Source organism: Microbacterium sp. MMO-20 (genome assembly GCF_037147735.1).
In the GTDB taxonomy this organism is placed as follows: Bacteria; Actinomycetota; Actinomycetes; order Actinomycetales; family Microbacteriaceae; genus Microbacterium.
Map to the genome: position 1 here is coordinate 74,567 of NZ_JBBCUU010000001.1, position 17,239 is coordinate 91,805.

Sequence of the window (17,239 nt, forward strand, 5' to 3'; positions counted from 1 at the left end):
AGTGGCAAGATTGGTTCATGACCACGGACCTCGCTCAGGTAGGACCTCGCTTACGCGCCGCGCGGCGGGCCCACGGCTGGACGCTCGACGAACTCGCGCGACAGGCCGGGATCTCGGCGAGCACGCTCTCGAGGCTGGAGTCGGGGAAACGCCAGGCATCCTTGGAGCTGCTTGTGCCACTGACCCGCGCTCTCGGCATCCGCATCGATGACCTCCTGCCGGCGGCCTCGCGAGACCCTCGGGTGCGCCGCGCGATCGAGCACCGCGACGGCATGGTGATCGCCCCTCTGACGCTCGAGAGTTCGCCCGTCCAAGCCATCAAGATCGTGTATGCGCCGCGCGCGAGCGCACCCGAACTCCGCGTGCACGACGGCTACGAGTGGCTCTACGTTCTCAGCGGGCGCGTCCGGCTCGCCCTCGACGGCACCGAGCACACGATCGCGCAGGGCGAGGCTGCCGAATTCGACACGCGCGTGCCGCATTCGATCAGTGCGACCGCCGCCGGCCCCGCCGAAGTGCTGAGCATCTTCAGCGCCGCCGGCGAGCGGTTCCACACTCGCCTCGGCGACGGCTGATCCCCTCGCCGCGTTGCGGCGTCGCGCCCGCAGGGCTACGCCCGGTGCGCCCGGTAGTAGTCGAGGAGCGCCTTCGTCGAGGCATCCTGCGCCTCGTAGGCGGTCTCGTCGCCCTCGACAGCGGGTGCGATCTGCAGGGCGAGCTGCTTGCCGAGCTCGACCCCCCACTGGTCGAACGAGTTGATGCCCCAGATGGCGCCCTGCGTGAAGGTGATGTGCTCGTAAAGCGCGATGAGCTCCCCGAGCACGCGCGGCGTCAGCGCAGGAGCGAAGATCGACGTCGTCGGCCGGTTGCCGGGGAACGTCCGTGCGGCCACGAGCGCACCCGTTGTACCCTCGGCCTCGACCTCTTCGGCGGTCTTGCCGAAAGCGAGCGCCTTCGTCTGCGCGAGGAAGTTCGCGAGGAAGAGGCCATGCACGTCGCGCCCGTCGTCGGTGAGCGCATAGGCGGGGTTCACGAAGGCGATGAAGTCGGCGGGGATGAGGCGCGTGCCCTGGTGGATGAGCTGGTAGAACGCGTGCTGACCGTTCGTGCCCGGCTCGCCCCAGAAGATCTCGCCCGTCTCGGTCGTGACGGGGGAGCCGTCCCAGCGCACGCGCTTGCCGTTCGATTCCATCGTGAGCTGCTGCAGGTACGCGGCGAAGCGCGACAGCTGCTGCGCGTACGGCAGCACGGCGTGGGACTGCGCCCCGAGGAAGTTCGTGTACCAGACGTTGAGCAGCCCCATGAGGACGGGCACGTTCGAGGTCAGGGGGGTGGATGCCACGTGCTCGTCGATCGCGTGGAAACCGGCGAGGAACTCGCGGAACGCGTCGGGTCCGAGCTCGATCATGAGCGACAGCCCGATCGCCGAGTCGACCGAGTAGCGTCCGCCGACCCAGTCCCAGAACCCGAACGCGTTCGCCGGATCGATGCCGAACGCCTCGACCTTATCGAGCGCGGTCGAGACGGCGACGAAGTGGTGCGCGACGGCATCCTTCTTCTGAGCGTCCAACCCGTCGATCGCGCCGGCGGCTTCGAGCCCGGCCCAGAGCCAATCGCGCGCGAGGCGTGCGTTCGTCAGGGTCTCGAGCGTCGTGAAGGTCTTGGATGCCACGACGACGAGCGTCGTCTCGGGGTCGAGGTCCTTGGTCTTGTGCGCGAGGTCGAAGGGGTCGATGTTGGAGACGAACCGCGCCGAGATGCCGGCGTCCGCGTACGGCTCGAGGGCGGCGGAGACCATTGCGGGGCCGAGGTCCGACCCGCCGATCCCGATGTTCACGACCGTTTCGACCTTCTTTCCCGTGATGCCCGTCCATTCGCCCGAGCGCACGCGCTCGGCGAAGGCGGCCATGGCGCTCAGGACCGACTGCACGTCTGCATCGACGTCTTGGCCGTCCACGCTCAGCGCGGGGGAGGCGCCGGCCGGTCGGCGAAGCGCCGTGTGGAGGACGGCGCGGTCCTCCGTCGTGTTGATGTGCTCGCCGCGGAGCATCGCGGCATAGCGGTCCGCGACGCCGGTCTCCTCTGCGAGCCGCAGAAGCGCTGCGACGATCCGATCGTCGACAAGGTTCTTCGACAGGTCGACGTGCAGGTCGGCGGCCTCGAAGCTGAACCGCGCGACGCGGCCGGGATCGTCGGCGAACCACCGGCGCAGGTCGGGCTCGAGGGCTTCGGCGAGCGTGGTGAGCTCGGTCCAGGCGGCAGTCGTGGTGGGATCGATCGGCGTGGTCACGCCTCCACGCTAGCGCTCACGACGGACCTCGTCAGGATCCCAGGGCGACGAAGCCCGCCGACACGCTCACCGACACGCGATGGTCGGAGCGCGCATCGATGTCGAGGTCGTTGCGCAGCTCGCCCGCCGAGACATCCGAGCCGACCGCGTAGGGGACGTCGGGAAGGGTCAGGTCGAGCCGCCCGGCGCTGACGTCGATCGTGACGGTCTGCGGCGCGGAGCCCGTGAGGGTGCCGTTCGCGGCGCCCGCGCTCAGCTGCAGATCGGCGTCGCGCACGTCGGCGAGGTCGAAGACCAGCCGGCCCGCCGAGACGTCCGTCTCGAGCGCGCGGGCGCTGCCGCTGACATCCATCGCCCCGGCGCTGAGGTCGAGGTCGAGATCGCCGAACGCGCCGGTCGCGCGCAGGGACCCCGCGGCGAGCGATAGATCGGCATCCAGGCCCGCGCGCTCGAGCGACTGCGGGAGTGTCAGAACGGCGCGGTCGCTGTCACCGAAGGGGCGCCACGACCCCCACCATCCGCGCTGGGTCGTGACGGCGAGCCCGTCGCCGTCACGGACGAGCCGCCAGTCCGAGACGTTCCCGGTGACGGTCAGCGTCACGTCTTGTCCGCCGTAGACGATTTCGAGGTCGGCGGCGGCCACGTCGACGTCGAGGGATCGGATGCCGCGGGCATCCGCAGTCAGCGTCTCGGTGCGCTGGGTCGCCGCGCGCACGGCCGAGAACAGACCGGTGACGAGTGCGCCGGCGACGAGTACGGCGCCGAGCGCGATCGCAAGGATCGCGATGACGCGCGCGGACGTGCGTGGTCCCGGCGGCGGGGGAGCGATCGTCGTGCTCATCGGTTCATTCCGTTCTGCGAGCGCTGCTCGCGATGTTCGAGGTGGACGAGCGCGGCCAGCACGCGGCGGTTGCCGTCGCCGTCCTGCTCGAGGTCGAGCTTCTGGAAGAGCGACGTGATGTGCTTCTCGACGCTCGCCTCGGTGACGAAGATGCTGCTTGCGATCGCCTGGTTGCTGCGGCCCTCGGCGATGAGGGCCAGCACGGTGCGTTCGCGATCGGTGAGGCGGGCCATCCGGTCGTCGCGCGCACGGCGGGTGAGCAGCTGGGCGACGACCTCGGGATCGAGCACCGTCGCGCCCGTACCGATGCGTTCGACGGCGTCGAGGAAGTCGCGCACGTCGGCGACGCGGTCCTTCAGGAGGTAGCCGACGGCGGCCGACTGGCCCGTGATGAGTTCGCTCGCGTACCGCTCCTCGACGTACTGACTGAGCACGAGAACCGGCAACGCGGGGTGCGCGGTGCGCAGGGCCAGCGCTGCGCGGATGCCCTCGTCGGTGAAGGTCGGCGGCAGGCGGACGTCGAGGATGCACAGTTCGGGGGCCGTGTCGCGCACTGCGCCTGCGATGCCATCGGCGTCGGGCAGGGCCGCGACGACCTGGTGCCCGGCATCCTGCAGGAGCCTGACCAGCCCCTCGCGCAGCAGTGCGGAGTCTTCGCAGATCAGGATGCGCATGGGACGCTCACCTCCAGGGCGGTCGGGCCGCCGGTCGGACTGTCGATGCGGCTCGAGCCGCCCGCCGCGGCGATGCGGTTCGTGATGCCGTCGAGGCCCCCGCCGGGGAGCACCCGCGCCCCGCCGATGCCGTTGTCCTCCACGCGCGCCCAGAGGGATGGTTGGCCGAGGCCCGCGCCGTCGTCGCGCAGGCGCACGGTGACGCGCACCTCGCCGGCGCGCGAGTGCTTCGCGGCATTGGTGAGGGATTCGGCGACCGCGAAGTACACCGCCGCTTCGGCGGTGCGGCTGCAGCGGCGGTCGATCCGCACGTCGAGCTGAACCGGCACGTGCGAGCGTGACGCGAGCGCGCTGAGCGCGGCATCCAGCCCGCGATCGTCGAGGACCGATGCATGGATGCCGCGGGCCAGTTGCCGCAGCTCGGTGATCGCGGCCTTCGTCGACGTGTGCGCTTCGTCGATGAGCGTCTTGGCCGCGGCGGGGTCGTCGTCGATCTTCTGCTGCGCGAGGCCGAGGGTCATCGCGACCGACACGAGACGCGGCTGGACGCCGTCGTGCAGGTCGCGTTCGATACGCACGCGTTCGACTTCGCCGGCACGGACGGCACTCTCGCGCTGCGTTCCCGCGGTGCGCGCCTGCTCGGCGAACGCCGCTTCGCGGCTGGGCACGAGGATCGCGCGGGTGAGGACGGCGTGCAGCAGCGCGATGCCGATGAGCAGAGCCACCGAGACGATGATCCCGAGGATGCCGATGAGAACCGCCCACTCGACTCGCACCGGGACCCCGATGATCGGAAGCCGCCAGGCGGTGCGCTCGCGCTCGAGGAGCGGCGCGAACGGGAGGACGAGGCTTGTCGCGAGTGCCGAGACGAGCGGCAGCACGACGAGGCCGAGGATCGTCGCGATCGCTGTCGAGCCGATTCCGCGCCACATCGCGCCGTCGACGGCCTGCTGCCACAGCGTGCGCAACCATCCTCCGAATCCGGGGCTTTCCCGACGGCGCGGGCGCAGCGCCGGAAGGCCGTAGCGGTAGAGCCCCTCGACGCGCTCGTACTCGAGCCATGCGGTCGCCCACAGCGCATACACGAACGCCACGAGGAAGAGGAGCCCGATCCCGACGACGAGCACGAGGCTCAGACCGAGACTGAGGAGCGTCACGAGCACCGAGAAGATCACCGGACCGACGAGGCCCACCGCGGCGAGCTGCGCGATCGCGCCGAGGTGGGTCGCGAAGCGAGGGCGGCGGGGCGGCACCGCTGTGGGTGCGGCGGCTGCGGGGCTGATCATGGCTCTACGGTAGGGGCGGGACGCGCGGGGCACAGCGGAGGCATCCCGCATCCCCGCTTCGGGATAACCCCCGGTAGCGTGTGAACATGGCCGCTCCCGAGACGCCCCGCCGCCGCGCGTGGTCGATCGGTCTCGCGCTGGACGGCTTCTTCTTCGCCTTCGCGGGCCTCGCCTCGATCTGGCTCGCCTACCTGAGCCTCACCGAGACGTTTCACCTGGGCTGGTGGGGCATCGCCGCGGGCATCCTGTTCTGGGTGCTGCTGGCCTACCTCGTGCTGCCGCGGCTGCACCGCATCCTCACGACGATCTACGTTCCCGACTACTTCATCGGGCGCGCCCGGACGAGCGACGGCCTCTTGGGTGACCCGGTGAACCTCGCGCTCATGGGCGACGCGGATCAGCTCGTCGCCGCGATGGAGCGATCGGGATGGCGACGTGCCGACCCCGTGACCCTGCGTTCGTCGTGGCGGATCGTGACGTCGACCCTGACTCGGCGCAGCTACGACGAGGCGCTCGTGAGTCCCCTGTTCCTGTTCGGGCGGCAGCAGGACATCGCGTATCAGCAGGAGGTCGACGGCAACCCGGCCCAACGGCACCACGTGCGGTTCTGGCGCTGCCCCGACGGGTGGCTCCTGCCCGGCGGCCGCCGCGTCGACTGGCTCGCGGCCGCGACGTTCGATACGTCGGTGGGGTTGTCGCTGTTCACGCTGCAGATCACCCACCGCATCGACGCCGACACCGACGTCGAGCGCGACCACGTCGTGCAGACGGTATCCGGTGCGGATGCCGCGATCACGATGGAGATCTTGAAGGACTTCTCGACGGGCTACCACGCACGCAACGGCGGCGGCGACTCGATCCGCACCGACGGCGACCTGCCGATCCTCGACCTTCGCGGCGTGGATGCCGCGGCAGCGGGCGTTCCCGACACGGATGATGCGGCGACGAACGGGGGTGCGGCGTGAGCGATCCGCACGAGCGGCGCCCGGCGTTCGAGCCGGCGACGCGTCTGCTCCGTCCGACGGGATACGACCCGACCATGCCGCGTCCTGCGGCGGTCATGGCGGCGGTGCTGCTGCTCGCGCTGCGCATCTTCTCCGGCACCGCCGTGCTCGTCGCGGCGGCGTTCGCTCCGGAGGCGGTCGTGGACATCGAAGCGCTGACCGATGACGAGCGGTCCGCCGCCGTCATCGCCGCGATCGTGACGGCCGTGATCGTCCTCGCGGTGGATGCCGTGTTGCTGCGCCTCATCTGGGTCGGTCGCAACTGGGCGCGCGTCGCCATCATGATCGTGACGACCCTCGCGATCTGCGCCGCGTTCGTCGGGTGGTGGGATCAGGGACAGGAGCTGACACTCGACGTGGGCCTCATCCCCCTCGGACTCGACGTCCTGATCCTGCTCGCGCTCTCCAGCCGCGGCGCGGCGGCCTATGCGCGGCGGAACGAGAAGCCCTGACGGCCTACGGCTGCAGGACGAGGCGCTCGATGGCGCCGAGGAGCCACTCTCGGTAGAGGTCGTCGCTCCAGCCGCGCTCGCGCACGAAGAATCGATACGTCTCCGGGGAGACGAGGTGGGTGAGGACGTCGGTGCGCTGGTCGACGTCGATGTCCCCCTGCAGCATCCCCCGGTCGATACACCAGAGGATTCCCGCGCGGATGTCATGGTGACGGCGTTCGTCGAGGTCGGCGACGAGAGCGGCGATCGTCTCATCCGTCTCGGCGGCGACGTACAGGGCTCGACTGATGCCCGCCGTCCGCGCGTTCGCCTCAGCGAGGAAGTGGACGTACGCGGGCAGTGCCTCGTCGGGCGGGAGAGTCATGATCGCCGCGAGCGCGGGGCGCTCGTGCAGCGGGTACGTCCCCTCATCGCCCGCAAGCGCGACTTCGAACGACGCCATCAGCAGCGTGCTCTTGGGCCCTGCGAGATGCACGCTCTGCACCGAGACTCCCGCCTCCCGCGCGATGGCGGCCATCGTGGTCGCCACGTAGCCCTGCGCGGCGAACAGGCGTCCCGCGGCCGCGACGATCCGCTCCCGGGTGCGGGCGGTGGCTTCGTCACGCAGCGGCGAAGAGTAGGGGCGTGAAGCCATAACGGAGAGCCTAGGCGGTGGGGCTGGTCGCGCCTCGGTCAGCGCGACCGCATCGAGAACCAGCTGCGGACGCGAGGCCACCAGAGAAGAACGTTCATGAGGCATTCATACATTGGATAGAGCACTACGTCAATGAATAAATGTGTGCTACATAATGAGGATGGCGACCTACCTCATCTGCAGCACCCCCGTTCACGGGCACGTCGTGCCGATGATGGCCGCGGCATCCGACCTCGTCTCACGGGGGCATCGCGTCGTCGTTCTCACGGGCGCTCGGTTCGAGGAGCGGGTGCGTGCGGCCGGCGCCGAGTTCCGGCCCCTGACCGGCCGCGCGGACTTCGACGACCGCGACGTCGAGAGCTATCTGCCCGATCGCGATCGATACCGGGGTATCGCGCAGGCGCAGTACGACATCCAGACGATCTTCGTCCGGACGATCCCCGATCAGCATGCCGCTGTCTCGCGCGCGATCGCCGACGTCCGGCCCGATGCGATCCTCGTCGACGGCGCCTTCGGCGGGGTCGCGCCGCTCCTGTTCTCATCGGCGCCGCGCCCGCCGATCCTCGCGCTCGGCGTCACTCCGCTCACGCAGTCCAGCCGTGACGTCGCGCCGGCCGGCACCGCCCTCCCGCCGTCGTCGAGTCCGATCGGCCGCGTGCGCAACCGCGTGCTCTCCTTCGTCGCCCGGCGAGTGCTGTTCCGACAGACGCAGTCGGTCGCGCAGGGCATTCTCGCGGAGCTCGGAGTGACCGACTCGACCGCCTTCATCATGGACATCTCCGCGTCGTTCGATCGCTTCCTGCAACTGTGCGTCCCCGAGTTCGAATACCCGCGCAGCGACCTCGCCCCCAACACGGTCTTCGTCGGTCCGCTCGTTCCGCCTGCGGCGGAGGCGCCCCTTCCGCAATGGTGGAGCGATCTCGACGGCACGCGCCCCGTCGTCCATGTCACCCAGGGCACGATCGACAACCGCGAATTCGACCGGCTCGTCCTCCCGACGGTGCGCGCGCTCGCCGAGCTCGACGTGCTCGTCGTCGTCTCCCTCGGCGGGGCCGCCGGGGCGGACCTCGGTCCGTTGCCCGGCAACGTGCGCGTCGCCACCTACCTGCCCTACGACCGGCTCCTCCCGCTCACGTCGGTGTTCGTGACGAACGGCGGGTACGGCGGCATCCAGCACGCGCTGTCCGCCGGAGTGCCCATCGTCGTCGCCGGCGACACCGAAGACAAGCCCGAGGTCGCCGCCCGCGTCGCATGGTCGGGCGCGGGCGTGAACCTGCGCACGGGAACGCCGAGCGCGGATCAACTGCGGGCGGCGGTGACGCGGGTGCTGGGGACCCCCGCGTTCCGCCGCTCCGCGCAGCGTCTCGCCGCATCGGCCGCGGCGCATGATGCGCGCGCTGCGATTGACGCGGAGCTCGCCGACGCCGTCACCCACGCCGCGCTCCAGTGATGGCCGGCCGCGCTGAAATGATGGAGGGGTGACCACCCCCGACATCCGCCTCATCGCCGTCGACATGGACGGCACGCTCCTCCTGCCGGACGGTTCGATCCCCGACGGGATCTGGCCGCTGCTCGACGAGATGGCCGCGCGCGGCATCGCCTTCGCCCCGGCGAGCGGGCGGCAGCTCGCAACGTTGCAGCGGATGTTCGCGCGCGTTCCCGGAGAGCTCGACTACATCGCCGAGAACGGGGCGTTCGTCGTGCGCGGTGAGGATGAGGTGTCGTCGGATGCCGTCGACACCGCCTTCGCGGCATCCCTCGTCACACGCATCCGTGCCCTCGTCGCCGCCGGCACCCTGCGGGCGGGCCTCGTCGTCTGCGGCAAGCGCTCTGCCTACATCGAAGACACCGGGCCCGACTTCGTCGCCGAGGTGGAGAAGTACTACGCGAAGCTCGAGGTCGTGCCCGACCTCCTCGCCGTGACGGATCAGGTGCTGAAGCTCGCAATCTACGATTTCGACGGGGGAGAGGCGCACACCGCCCGCGCCCTCGACGACGTGCGTGCGACGCATCAGGTGGTCGTCTCGGGTCGGCACTGGGTTGATGTCATGAACACGACCGTGGATAAGGGCGTGGCGCTCCGGAACCTCCAGCGGGCACTCGGCGTTTCCCGGCGCAGACGGCCGCGTTCGGCGATTACCTGAATGATCTCGAGCTGCTCCGGGCCGCCGACTGGTCCTACGCGATGGCGGACGCCCACCCGGATGTCGCGGCGGTCGCCCGCCACCGCGCACCCTCGAACGCCGAGGCCGGGGTGGTCACTGTGCTCGAGCGGCTGCTCGCGGTCGCCCGTTGATCCCCCGCCGCGGGGCGCATCCTCCCGCACACGGCGTACCGTAAGGACCATGGTCACGATTCCCACGGTCTCTCTCAACGACGGCATCGCCTTCCCCCAGCTGGGCTTCGGCACCTACAAACTGACCGGTGACGACGGCATCGCCGCGATCGGCGCGGCGATCGAGACCGGCTACCGACTGCTGGACACAGCCGTCAACTACGGCAACGAGGGCGAGGTCGGCGAGGCGGTGCGGCGCAGCGGCATCCGCGACGAGCTCATCGTCACGACGAAGGTGCCCGGTCGCGAGCACGGGTACGAAGAGACGATCCACTCGGCACACGCGTCGATCGACCGCCTCGGCCTCGACCGCATCGACCTGTACCTCATCCACTGGCCGAACCCGAGCGTCGATCGGTACGTCGAGACGTTCCGCGCCATGATCGACCTGCAGAAGGAGGGAAAGGTCACCTCGGTGGGCGTCTCGAACTTCACCGAGGCGATGCTCGCACGTCTCATCGACGAGACCGGGGTCACGCCGGCGGTCAACCAGGTCGAGATGCACCCCTACTTCCCGCAGGCGAAGCTGCGCGCGTTCCATGCGGCCCACGGCATCCGCACCGAGAGCTGGAGCCCGCTCGCGCGGCGCAGTGAACTGCTCACCGAGCAGATCATCGCCGACGTGGCATCCGTTCATGGCGTCACGCCGACGCAGGCGGTGCTCCGCTGGCACACGCAGCTCGGCTCGACACCCATCCCGAAGTCCGCGACGCCCGAGCGCCAGATCGAGAACGCCGACGTCTTCGGCTTCACGCTGACGGATGCCGAGGTCCACGCGATCTCCGGGCTCGAGCGAGGCCGCCTGTGGGACGGCGATCCGGACACGCACGAAGAGATGTGATCGCGGCGCGCGGCCGCGGGCTCAGTCCGTCGACGCGGTCTGCGTGCGGAGGGCGTCACGGCGCGTGTGTGCGATGCGCGCGAGCAGCCGGTCGACCCCGTAGTAGACGTAGCCGACCGCCACGAGCGCGACGGTGAGGCCCGCGATCCAGAGAGCGACGCCGCCGAGCCCGTTCGTCTCGATATTCATGAAGGGGTAGGGGACGCGCACTCCAGGGGCGAACTCGCCGCCCAGTGCGCTGTAGGTGAAGGCGAACACCAGGTACGCGTAGGGGATGATCGCCCAGAGGAGAGGATCGTGACGGTGATGGCGTGCATCACGGCCGCTTCACCTCGAGCGGAGGGTGTCGAGTACCCGTGCCAGCCCTTGCTCTGCGCGTCGCGGAGCGTCACGATCGCCGACCACACCATCCACGCGAGGCAGAGCACGTTGCTCATCACCGTGTAGTAGAGGAACGAGTTCCACGACGGGTTCGCGCTCCACAGGCCCGACACGCGCGCGATTCCGACCAGGATCACGAAGGATGCCACGGCCCGATACGGGAACGCGATCGTGCGCAGGGCGATGGCCATCCTCACATCGTAGGCGGGCGACGGGGGGAGGATGGAAGGGTGGAGACGCCCGCAGCATTCATCGACCGCACGCTGCGTGCCGAGGCATCCGAGTGGCGGACGTGGGCGGATGGGGACCCGTCGGTCGGCGGACTGCACGTGTACGGGGCGTCGGTGGGGGCGATCCGCGGGGTGGTGCGTGACACTCTGCGGCGGTATCGCGGACTGTCGCACGACGAGATCACGGCGCTGGCGTCGGAGCTGTGGTCCGAGCCGGTTCTCGAGCGTCGGCTCGCGGCTGTCGTCCTGCTGCAGAGGCAGGTCGCGGTCCTGACGGGCAACGACCTCACGCGCATCGAAGGATTCCTGCGCGATGCGCGCGTCTCGAGCCTCACCGAGCCGCTCACGATCGACGTCGTGCGCCCGCTCCTCGGGCGACTGACGGGTGTGGAGGCGGAGCGCGTCGAGCGGATCGTCGCGCGATGGTCGGAGTCGGATGCCGAGGGCTTGCGCACGGCGGCCTCGATGCTGTCTGGTCGACGCGAAGGCTGACGCTCCGTGCGGTCGCCGGGCGGGCGGAGTCCGCGCGCTCAGTGCGGGGCGTGGTATTCGCTCTCGTTCCGCTTCCAGTAGCCCTTCACGACGATGCGGTCGGCGTCGAGACCCCACCGTTCGATCAGCAGAGCGCGACCGGACTTGACGATCGCCTGCTCGGCCGCGACGAAGGCGAAGACGTCGCCCTCCGGCCGATCGCCGCCGCCGAGCGCCTCGAGGCGAGCAGCGAGAGCCGACCCGGCGGGAGCAGATCCGCGATGCACCTGCTCGACGACGACGCCGTCGGGGGCCGCGATCGGCAGCTCGCGCTCGGCGTCCGGAACCTCCACGAGGATGCGTCCCGTGGCAGCCGCATCCATGAGGCGGGCGAAGCGCCGCATCGCGGGAACGGCGGTCTCGTCTCCCGCGAGGAACCAGCCGTCCGGCCGCCCTGAGATCACGAGCGACCCACGCGGGCCGCCCACTCCTGCGGGCGCCCCGATCTCGGCGGTCGCGGCCCACGGAGCGGCGACGCCGTCGCCCGTCGTGGCGCCCGTGGCGCCCGTGACGCCCGGGGCGCCGTGGATGGCGAACTCGAGGTCGAGCCAGCCTTTGTCCCCGTCCCAGCTGAGAGGTGTGTACTCGCGGTTCGGGGCGGAGCGGAGCTCCTCGACCGACGAGGTCTCGCCCGAGGGGAAGAACACACGGATGTGGTCGTCTGCGCCGGGGGAGTCGAATCCGCGCAGCTCCTCACCCTCGAGACGGACGCGCACGTACTCCGGGGTCAGCCATTCGCGCGCGGCGAGGCGAACGGAGCGGAAGCGCAGCTCCTGTCCGCGGCGGTCCAGCCGGAAAGACGGGGAGGAAGTCGACGTGGTCACGTTCCCTAGGATGCCTCATCCTGACCGAGGGGTCGCTCACGGCGGATCGTCGCGGCCTCGCCGTGCACCATCGACGAGCGTCGCGGGGAGTCAGAGCTGCGCGCCGTCATCCCAGGGGTCGTCCCGGTGCGGAGCGCGGCCGCGCCAGGACTCGTACGCCATGAGCCACCCGATCGAGACGATGACAGCGAGCGTCAGGCCGAGCCACACACTCCCGAGGATCAGCCCCACGACGACGCCGAGAACGAGGAGCACGACCGTCCCGCCGAGCCAGCCCCAACGGCCGCGCGGCCAGCCGGTCTTCGGGGGGCCGTCGTCGGCGCCGGGTATGAACGTCACGACTCCACTGTAGGGCCGTCTTCTTCACCCGTGCTCTCGTCGCACATGATCATCCAATCGACGCCGAACCGATCGGTGAGCATCCCGAAGGTCCCGCCCCAGGGCGGCGTCGTGTACGGCGCAGTGACGGCGCCGCCGTCGGCCAAGCCATCCCACACTTCTTGCAGTCGCTCGGCTTCGTCACCGCTGACCGACACCGAGAAGCCGGTGGGCGCCGCATACTCCATCGTCGAGGGCACGTCCGAGACCATCAGCACGAGGCCGTCGGCCGTCGTCAGCTGTCCGTGCATGACGAGGTGTTCCTCGCCGGGGGGAGCCATGTCGGGGAACTCCGAGAACGCGGTGATCGCCAGGTCGCCGCCGAGCACCGACCGGTAGAACTCGAGGGCCTCGCGGGCCGTGCCGCGCAGGTTGATGTAGGGGTTCAGTTGCAGCGTCATGGCGCCAGTGTGACTCGGGCCCGTGAGACTCTCAAGGGTGGCGCACACGGCGATCGTGCCCTCGGCGAGCGGGGCGGACGCCGCTCCGCCGGTCACGCGTCCGGCCAGATCGCGATATCGCGGCGTCCGACATCCGCCAGACGCGCGGAGCCTCAGCGGCCGCGGTGGTCCTCCGGAGCCAGCCGCGGACCCCGTCGCGGCTCGAAAGCGCCGCTGAGCATGATCAGCCGGAGCACCCGCTGCCGGTGCCCCCGCCAGGGCTCGAGCAGTTCGACCATGCCGTCGTCGTCGACGCGTTTGCCCGTCAGGGCGTACCCGACCTGGTGCGCGAGATGGTAGTCGCCGACGCTCACCGCATCGGGGTCGCCGAAGGCGCGGATGCGCGCCTCCGCGCTCGTCCAGACGCCGACGCCCGGCAAGCTCGTGAACACCGCATCGCGCTCATCGCCCGAGGATGCCTCCACGGCAGCCCGCTCGATCGAGGCGCGACGCCGGGCGGCGGCCGTGATCGTCTTCGACTGCGGGGGCTCGAGGCCCGCGCGGTGCCACGTCCAGCTCGGGATCAGGTGCCAGTCGGCGGGCGGGGCGAACATCGGCCGCGGGGTCGGTCCGGGGGCGCGTTCGCCGCACCACGTCAGGATCATCCGCCACGCGCCGAAGGCCTGGAGACCCGTGACCTTCTGTTCGAAGATCGCGCTCGCGAGCGCGTCGAACACGAGGTCGGTGCGCCCGAGGCGCAGGTCGGTGTGGCGGCGGTGGACGTCGGCGACCAGCGCGTGATGCGAGGGGTCGAAGCCGGCTGGATCGTCGTCGGCCCCGCACAGGCGCGGAAGCTGATCGAGTGCCCACTCGGCTCCGGGTCCCCAGGCGGCGGCGCGCACGCGCGTGCGGTCGATACGGACGGCGACCGTGGCGACGCCTGCGGGCGTACGGCTCACGCGCCAGATGATTCCGGCGGCGCTCGTCTGGGCGGGGTCGTGCGCGCCGCGCTGCTGCACCGCGATCGCGCGGTGGGCGTCGATCGGATGCCGCGGACGGTACTCTGTCTCGAGGGGACGTGCGGGAGGCAGGCGGGGGTCGCGTGTCGCGGGCGGGAGCTGCCGCCTCGGCATCCCCGTCCGCGTCGTCATGCGGTCACTGTACGTGAAGGTCCTGACAGCGCCGCCACTCCGAGCGGCCGTTCGGTCGACACGTATCGTCGGATCGTCCGGGGAGTGTCGTCACAGAATGCCGCTACCGTGCGCGATAGCGACGATTCGCGACGACGAAACCGGGGCGACGGGGAAACGTCGTCGCACCGTGCGCCTCAGAAGCGGTCGGGTGAGGGCGCGCCGTGGCCGAAGCGGATGACGACGTCGGCGTGCCGGTCGAACCGGTAGCCGATTCCGCGCACGGTGCGCACGATGTCCTCGTAGCGGCCGAGCTTGGCGCGGAGGCGCCGCACGTGCACGTCGATCGTGCGCTCGCCGGGGGCCTCGCCGTCGTCGGCGTGGCTCCAGAGCGACGCCACGAGCTCGGTCCGTTCGATCGTCCGACCCTCGCGCAGGACGAGGTACTGCAGCAGCTCGAACTCCTTGAAGGTGAGCGCGGCGCCCTCGCCGTCGATGTGCACGCGACGGCGGGAGATGTCGATCGTGACGCCACCGGGTACGTGGTCCTGGTCGGGCTCCTCTGTCTTCGTGCGGGCGACGGCGCTCGGCTCGTGCAGGGCGAGGCGCACGACGTCGACGTCGCGACCGCCGGCGGACGCGGGGGCGAGCGCGACGGTTGCATAGCTCTCAGCGTGGGGCGCGAGTTCGGCGAGGGTCTGACGGAGGGCTGTGACGATCGTCGACAGCGAGACGCCGTCGGCGGCGGCTTTGAGCTCGTCGAGCCCGACGTAGAGGGCGAAGCCTCGCGGGGCCGTCCCCACCGGAATTGCGCCTGTCGCGGGAGTCGCGGACGCGGAGACCGCGGGTGGGACGGGCGCCGGGGCTGCATCGACAGCGCGAAGGTGGCGGGGCGCACCGGCGGGAGCGAGGCGAGCGGCGGGCGAGTCGAGAAGGGCGGTGGTCGACATGAGGAGAAATCCTTCGGGGTGGAACCCGGGCGGTGCGCGGTGCGCGTGTCGATCGGGCTCAGGCGTGTGCTGCGAGAGCGGCCCCCGTGTCATCGCTGCGAGGCGACCGTGGAGGGGAGGGGCCGGTGTGCGAGGCATCCGTCAGCCGCATTGTGGGCGGAGACATCCGGTGACTCGGGGGTCTGCAGGCTCGTGGTTCAGAAGACGAGGGCGGACCCGGCGGGGATGACCGTCAGAGACACATTCGGCAACACATGGCAACGCGCGGCATCATGATGCCGGCAGATCCGTTCGCCTCCCGGGCGGACAGAGTGCGTGCGTTGTCAGTCATAGGGCCGATTATGACGAACGGTTGCGGACTGTGTCAAACCGCACGTCGAGGGCCTCGGTTTCGTGACGGAATGTGACAGAGTGCACAATCGGCGCCGACGTCGCCGGAGCGGCGTAGCGTGGAGGTATGACGGGCTTTCGTTTTGCGAACGAGAAGGATGCCTCTCGCTACACCCTGCACCGAGGCGACGACCTCGTGAGCGTGCTCGATTACCGCGACGACGGACGCACGATCGCGTTGACGCGGGCGTACACGATCCCGGCGTTCCGCGGCCATGGGTATGCGGCGGAGGTCGTCGCGCGTGCCGTTGCCGAGATCGAGCAGGAAGCCGACCGCGCCGTGCGCCCGGTGTGCTGGTACGTCGCGGACTGGTTCGATGCGCACCCCGACCGCGCGGGACTGCTCGAGCAGCGCGCCGCGGGCTGAGCGCTACCCGCCCACTCCTCGGCCGTCAAGCCCCTGCGCGAGCTCTACGCAATGGGTGACACTGGCGTCACTGAGTCGCGAGCGAGGGGGACCCGATGGCCGAAGACACGCAGGACGAGCCGGTGCTGGATCAGAACACGGCATCCGAGCAGGAGCGTCTCGACGGACTCGTCGCCCAGATGCACGCCGACGTGAAGGGCGAGGATGCCGCGACCGTCGAGCAGGCGCTCCGCCATCGCCTCACCGACATCGGGATGACGCTCGATGAGAGCGAGATCGCTCGCCTCGTGGCGGAGCTCTCGGCTTAGTCCGCCTCGCGGTCGAGTCCGCTCGCCTCGTCGGGCCGCGCGCGCAGCCACCGGCGGATCTCGGTGCCCGCGGGCTCGGCATCGCGGATGAGGGTCTCGTGGTGGTGCCCCTCGACGACGAAGGAGGACGCATCGGGGATCGCCGCCACGACCTCTTCGAACCATTCCTGCGGGACGACGACGTCGAGTTCGCCGCGAATGACGAGCGTCGGCACGTCGATCCGCGGGTAGGAGTGCTCGGGTCGGTGCACGAGCATCGCACGCATCTTGCGGCGCAGGTGGGGGCCGGCGCGGAGGTACTCGCGCGCGCCGAGGAGCAGGACCTTCGCGCTCTCGCCGAGCAGATCGCGACCGAGGCGCACGAGCTGCGTGAGGGCGTGGCGGTGGTGCCGGTCGACGGTCGGAGCGACGAGCACGAGGTGCGAGACGGTCCCGGGGTGGCGCACGACGACCTCGGTCACCACTTGAGTTCCCATCGAGTGCCCGAGGAGGATCACGGGGCCCCGTCCGAGGTGCCGCAGGTACGCGGCGACGAGGTCTGCGGTGCGTTCGATCGTGGGCGTACGCGGAGGTTCCGGGGCCTCGCCGTAGCCGGGCAGGTCGATCGCGACGACGAGCGCGTCCTCCTCGGCGCGCAGCGACAGATCGGCGAACACCTTGCGGCCCATCCCGATCCCGTGGATGAGGACGAGGGTGCGAGATGCCGAGGCATCCCCGCGCCGCTCCGCGATCACGCTCGCCCCGTCGTGGGTGAACGACTCGATCTCGCCGTCGTCGGTGGGGACGCCCGTCGCCTCGTCGATCGCGCGGTCGACGGCGTCGGCCGCGGCATCCACCGTCTCGTCGATCCTCTCGGTTGCTGCCGCCGCGACGCGGCGCGCGTCCAGTCCGTCGGTAGCCATGCATCGACGCTACCCAACGGAATCGGGCGCATGAATCTGTTCTCGCTAACAGGTTTCCGCTCGCGTCTTGGTCCGCAATGCCTCGGCGGGTCGCGAAGGTCACCTAACATG

The 17,239-nt window shown here is 70.3% G+C and carries 21 protein-coding genes and 1 pseudogene; 9 read left to right on the forward strand and 13 right to left on the reverse strand.

The window, feature by feature from the left end:
- The first annotated feature begins 17 nt into the window (after positions 1-17).
- Positions 18-575, forward strand: coding sequence for a helix-turn-helix domain-containing protein (locus WFI52_RS00430; protein ID WP_336625539.1), 558 nt, complete (start codon positions 18-20; stop codon positions 573-575).
- Positions 576-610: 35 nt separating this feature from the next.
- Here WFI52_RS00430 and pgi read toward each other — a convergent pair whose 3' ends face one another.
- From pgi to WFI52_RS00450, 4 genes are read right to left on the reverse strand one after another with little or no spacing between them, the layout of a single operon-like run.
- Complete coding sequence (gene pgi / locus WFI52_RS00435) at positions 611-2,290, reverse strand: glucose-6-phosphate isomerase (RefSeq protein ID WP_336625538.1); 1,680 nt, start codon at positions 2,288-2,290, stop codon at positions 611-613.
- A 31-nt stretch (positions 2,291-2,321) separates the two neighbouring features.
- The gene (locus WFI52_RS00440) at positions 2,322-3,131 is read right to left on the reverse strand and encodes a hypothetical protein (RefSeq protein WP_336625537.1); all 810 of its coding nucleotides are present in this window, start codon (positions 3,129-3,131) and stop codon (positions 2,322-2,324) included.
- Positions 3,128-3,805, reverse strand: a complete 678-nt coding sequence (locus WFI52_RS00445) for a response regulator transcription factor (RefSeq protein ID WP_336625536.1) — start codon at positions 3,803-3,805, stop codon at positions 3,128-3,130. Before WFI52_RS00445 ends, WFI52_RS00440 begins: the two co-directional genes overlap by 4 nt.
- Complete coding sequence (locus tag WFI52_RS00450) at positions 3,793-5,091, reverse strand: sensor histidine kinase (protein ID WP_336625535.1); 1,299 nt, start codon at positions 5,089-5,091, stop codon at positions 3,793-3,795. Before WFI52_RS00450 ends, WFI52_RS00445 begins: the two co-directional genes overlap by 13 nt.
- A gap of 86 nt (positions 5,092-5,177) precedes the next feature.
- On the opposite strand from WFI52_RS00450, the gene WFI52_RS00455 reads away from it, so the two are divergent.
- Both WFI52_RS00455 and WFI52_RS00460 read left to right on the forward strand, forming a co-directional pair.
- On the forward strand, positions 5,178-6,056 hold the full coding sequence (locus tag WFI52_RS00455) for an LssY C-terminal domain-containing protein (protein ID WP_336625534.1): 879 nt from the start codon (positions 5,178-5,180) through the stop codon (positions 6,054-6,056).
- Complete coding sequence (locus tag WFI52_RS00460; protein WP_336625533.1) at positions 6,053-6,547, forward strand: hypothetical protein; 495 nt, start codon at positions 6,053-6,055, stop codon at positions 6,545-6,547. The genes WFI52_RS00455 and WFI52_RS00460 overlap by 4 nt, the downstream gene beginning before the upstream one ends.
- Positions 6,548-6,551: 4 nt before the next feature.
- Here the strand turns inward: WFI52_RS00460 and WFI52_RS00465 are convergent, their stop codons facing one another.
- Positions 6,552-7,181 (reverse strand): TetR/AcrR family transcriptional regulator, encoded by a 630-nt coding sequence (locus WFI52_RS00465; protein ID WP_336625532.1) that lies wholly within the window; start codon positions 7,179-7,181, stop codon positions 6,552-6,554.
- Between the two features lie 160 nt (positions 7,182-7,341).
- Between WFI52_RS00465 and WFI52_RS00470 the strand changes: the two genes are divergently transcribed.
- From WFI52_RS00470 to WFI52_RS00480, 3 genes and pseudogenes are all read left to right on the forward strand, one after another.
- Positions 7,342-8,631: a glycosyltransferase gene (locus tag WFI52_RS00470; protein WP_336625531.1), complete on the forward strand. Its 1,290-nt coding sequence runs from the start codon at positions 7,342-7,344 to the stop codon at positions 8,629-8,631.
- Positions 8,632-8,695: 64 nt separating this feature from the next.
- Positions 8,696-9,477 (forward strand): annotated as a pseudogene (locus WFI52_RS00475) (Cof-type HAD-IIB family hydrolase).
- Positions 9,478-9,526: 49 nt separating this feature from the next.
- Complete coding sequence (locus WFI52_RS00480) at positions 9,527-10,357, forward strand: aldo/keto reductase (RefSeq protein WP_336625529.1); 831 nt, start codon at positions 9,527-9,529, stop codon at positions 10,355-10,357.
- A 21-nt stretch (positions 10,358-10,378) separates the two neighbouring features.
- Here the strand turns inward: WFI52_RS00480 and WFI52_RS00485 are convergent, their stop codons facing one another.
- Positions 10,379-10,546, reverse strand: a complete 168-nt coding sequence (locus tag WFI52_RS00485; protein WP_336625528.1) for a hypothetical protein — start codon at positions 10,544-10,546, stop codon at positions 10,379-10,381.
- Complete coding sequence (locus WFI52_RS00490) at positions 10,543-10,929, reverse strand: hypothetical protein (RefSeq protein ID WP_336625527.1); 387 nt, start codon at positions 10,927-10,929, stop codon at positions 10,543-10,545. The genes WFI52_RS00485 and WFI52_RS00490 overlap by 4 nt, the downstream gene beginning before the upstream one ends.
- A gap of 39 nt (positions 10,930-10,968) precedes the next feature.
- Here WFI52_RS00490 and WFI52_RS00495 point away from each other — a divergent pair, with 39 nt between their 5' ends.
- Positions 10,969-11,460 carry a DNA alkylation repair protein gene (locus tag WFI52_RS00495; protein ID WP_336625526.1) on the forward strand — a complete coding sequence of 164 codons (492 nt, stop codon included), beginning with the start codon at positions 10,969-10,971 and terminating at the stop codon, positions 11,458-11,460.
- A gap of 38 nt (positions 11,461-11,498) precedes the next feature.
- On the opposite strand, the gene WFI52_RS00500 is transcribed toward WFI52_RS00495, so the two are convergent.
- From WFI52_RS00500 to WFI52_RS00520, 5 genes are all read right to left on the reverse strand, one after another.
- Positions 11,499-12,323 carry a siderophore-interacting protein gene (locus WFI52_RS00500; RefSeq protein ID WP_336625525.1) on the reverse strand — a complete coding sequence of 275 codons (825 nt, stop codon included), beginning with the start codon at positions 12,321-12,323 and terminating at the stop codon, positions 11,499-11,501.
- Positions 12,324-12,413: 90 nt separating this feature from the next.
- A complete protein-coding gene (locus WFI52_RS00505) occupies positions 12,414-12,662 on the reverse strand; it encodes a hypothetical protein (protein ID WP_336625524.1) in 249 nt (82 codons plus the stop codon).
- Entirely contained in the window at positions 12,659-13,102 is a 444-nt protein-coding gene (locus WFI52_RS00510) for a VOC family protein (RefSeq protein WP_336625523.1), read from the reverse strand. Before WFI52_RS00510 ends, WFI52_RS00505 begins: the two co-directional genes overlap by 4 nt.
- 152 nt (positions 13,103-13,254) lie before the next feature.
- Positions 13,255-14,232, reverse strand: coding sequence for a DNA-3-methyladenine glycosylase family protein (locus tag WFI52_RS00515; RefSeq protein ID WP_336625522.1), 978 nt, complete (start codon positions 14,230-14,232; stop codon positions 13,255-13,257).
- Between the two features lie 176 nt (positions 14,233-14,408).
- The gene (locus WFI52_RS00520) at positions 14,409-15,161 is read right to left on the reverse strand and encodes a winged helix-turn-helix domain-containing protein (RefSeq protein WP_336625521.1); all 753 of its coding nucleotides are present in this window, start codon (positions 15,159-15,161) and stop codon (positions 14,409-14,411) included.
- A gap of 457 nt (positions 15,162-15,618) precedes the next feature.
- Here WFI52_RS00520 and WFI52_RS00525 point away from each other — a divergent pair, with 457 nt between their 5' ends.
- A complete protein-coding gene (locus WFI52_RS00525; RefSeq protein WP_336625520.1) occupies positions 15,619-15,918 on the forward strand; it encodes a GNAT family N-acetyltransferase in 300 nt (99 codons plus the stop codon).
- A 95-nt stretch (positions 15,919-16,013) separates the two neighbouring features.
- On the forward strand, positions 16,014-16,226 hold the full coding sequence (locus WFI52_RS00530; RefSeq protein ID WP_336625519.1) for a hypothetical protein: 213 nt from the start codon (positions 16,014-16,016) through the stop codon (positions 16,224-16,226).
- On the opposite strand, the gene WFI52_RS00535 is transcribed toward WFI52_RS00530, so the two are convergent.
- Positions 16,223-17,128, reverse strand: coding sequence for an alpha/beta fold hydrolase (locus tag WFI52_RS00535; protein WP_336625518.1), 906 nt, complete (start codon positions 17,126-17,128; stop codon positions 16,223-16,225). The two genes, WFI52_RS00530 and WFI52_RS00535, sit on opposite strands and share 4 nt — an antisense overlap.
- Positions 17,129-17,239: the final 111 nt, after the last annotated feature.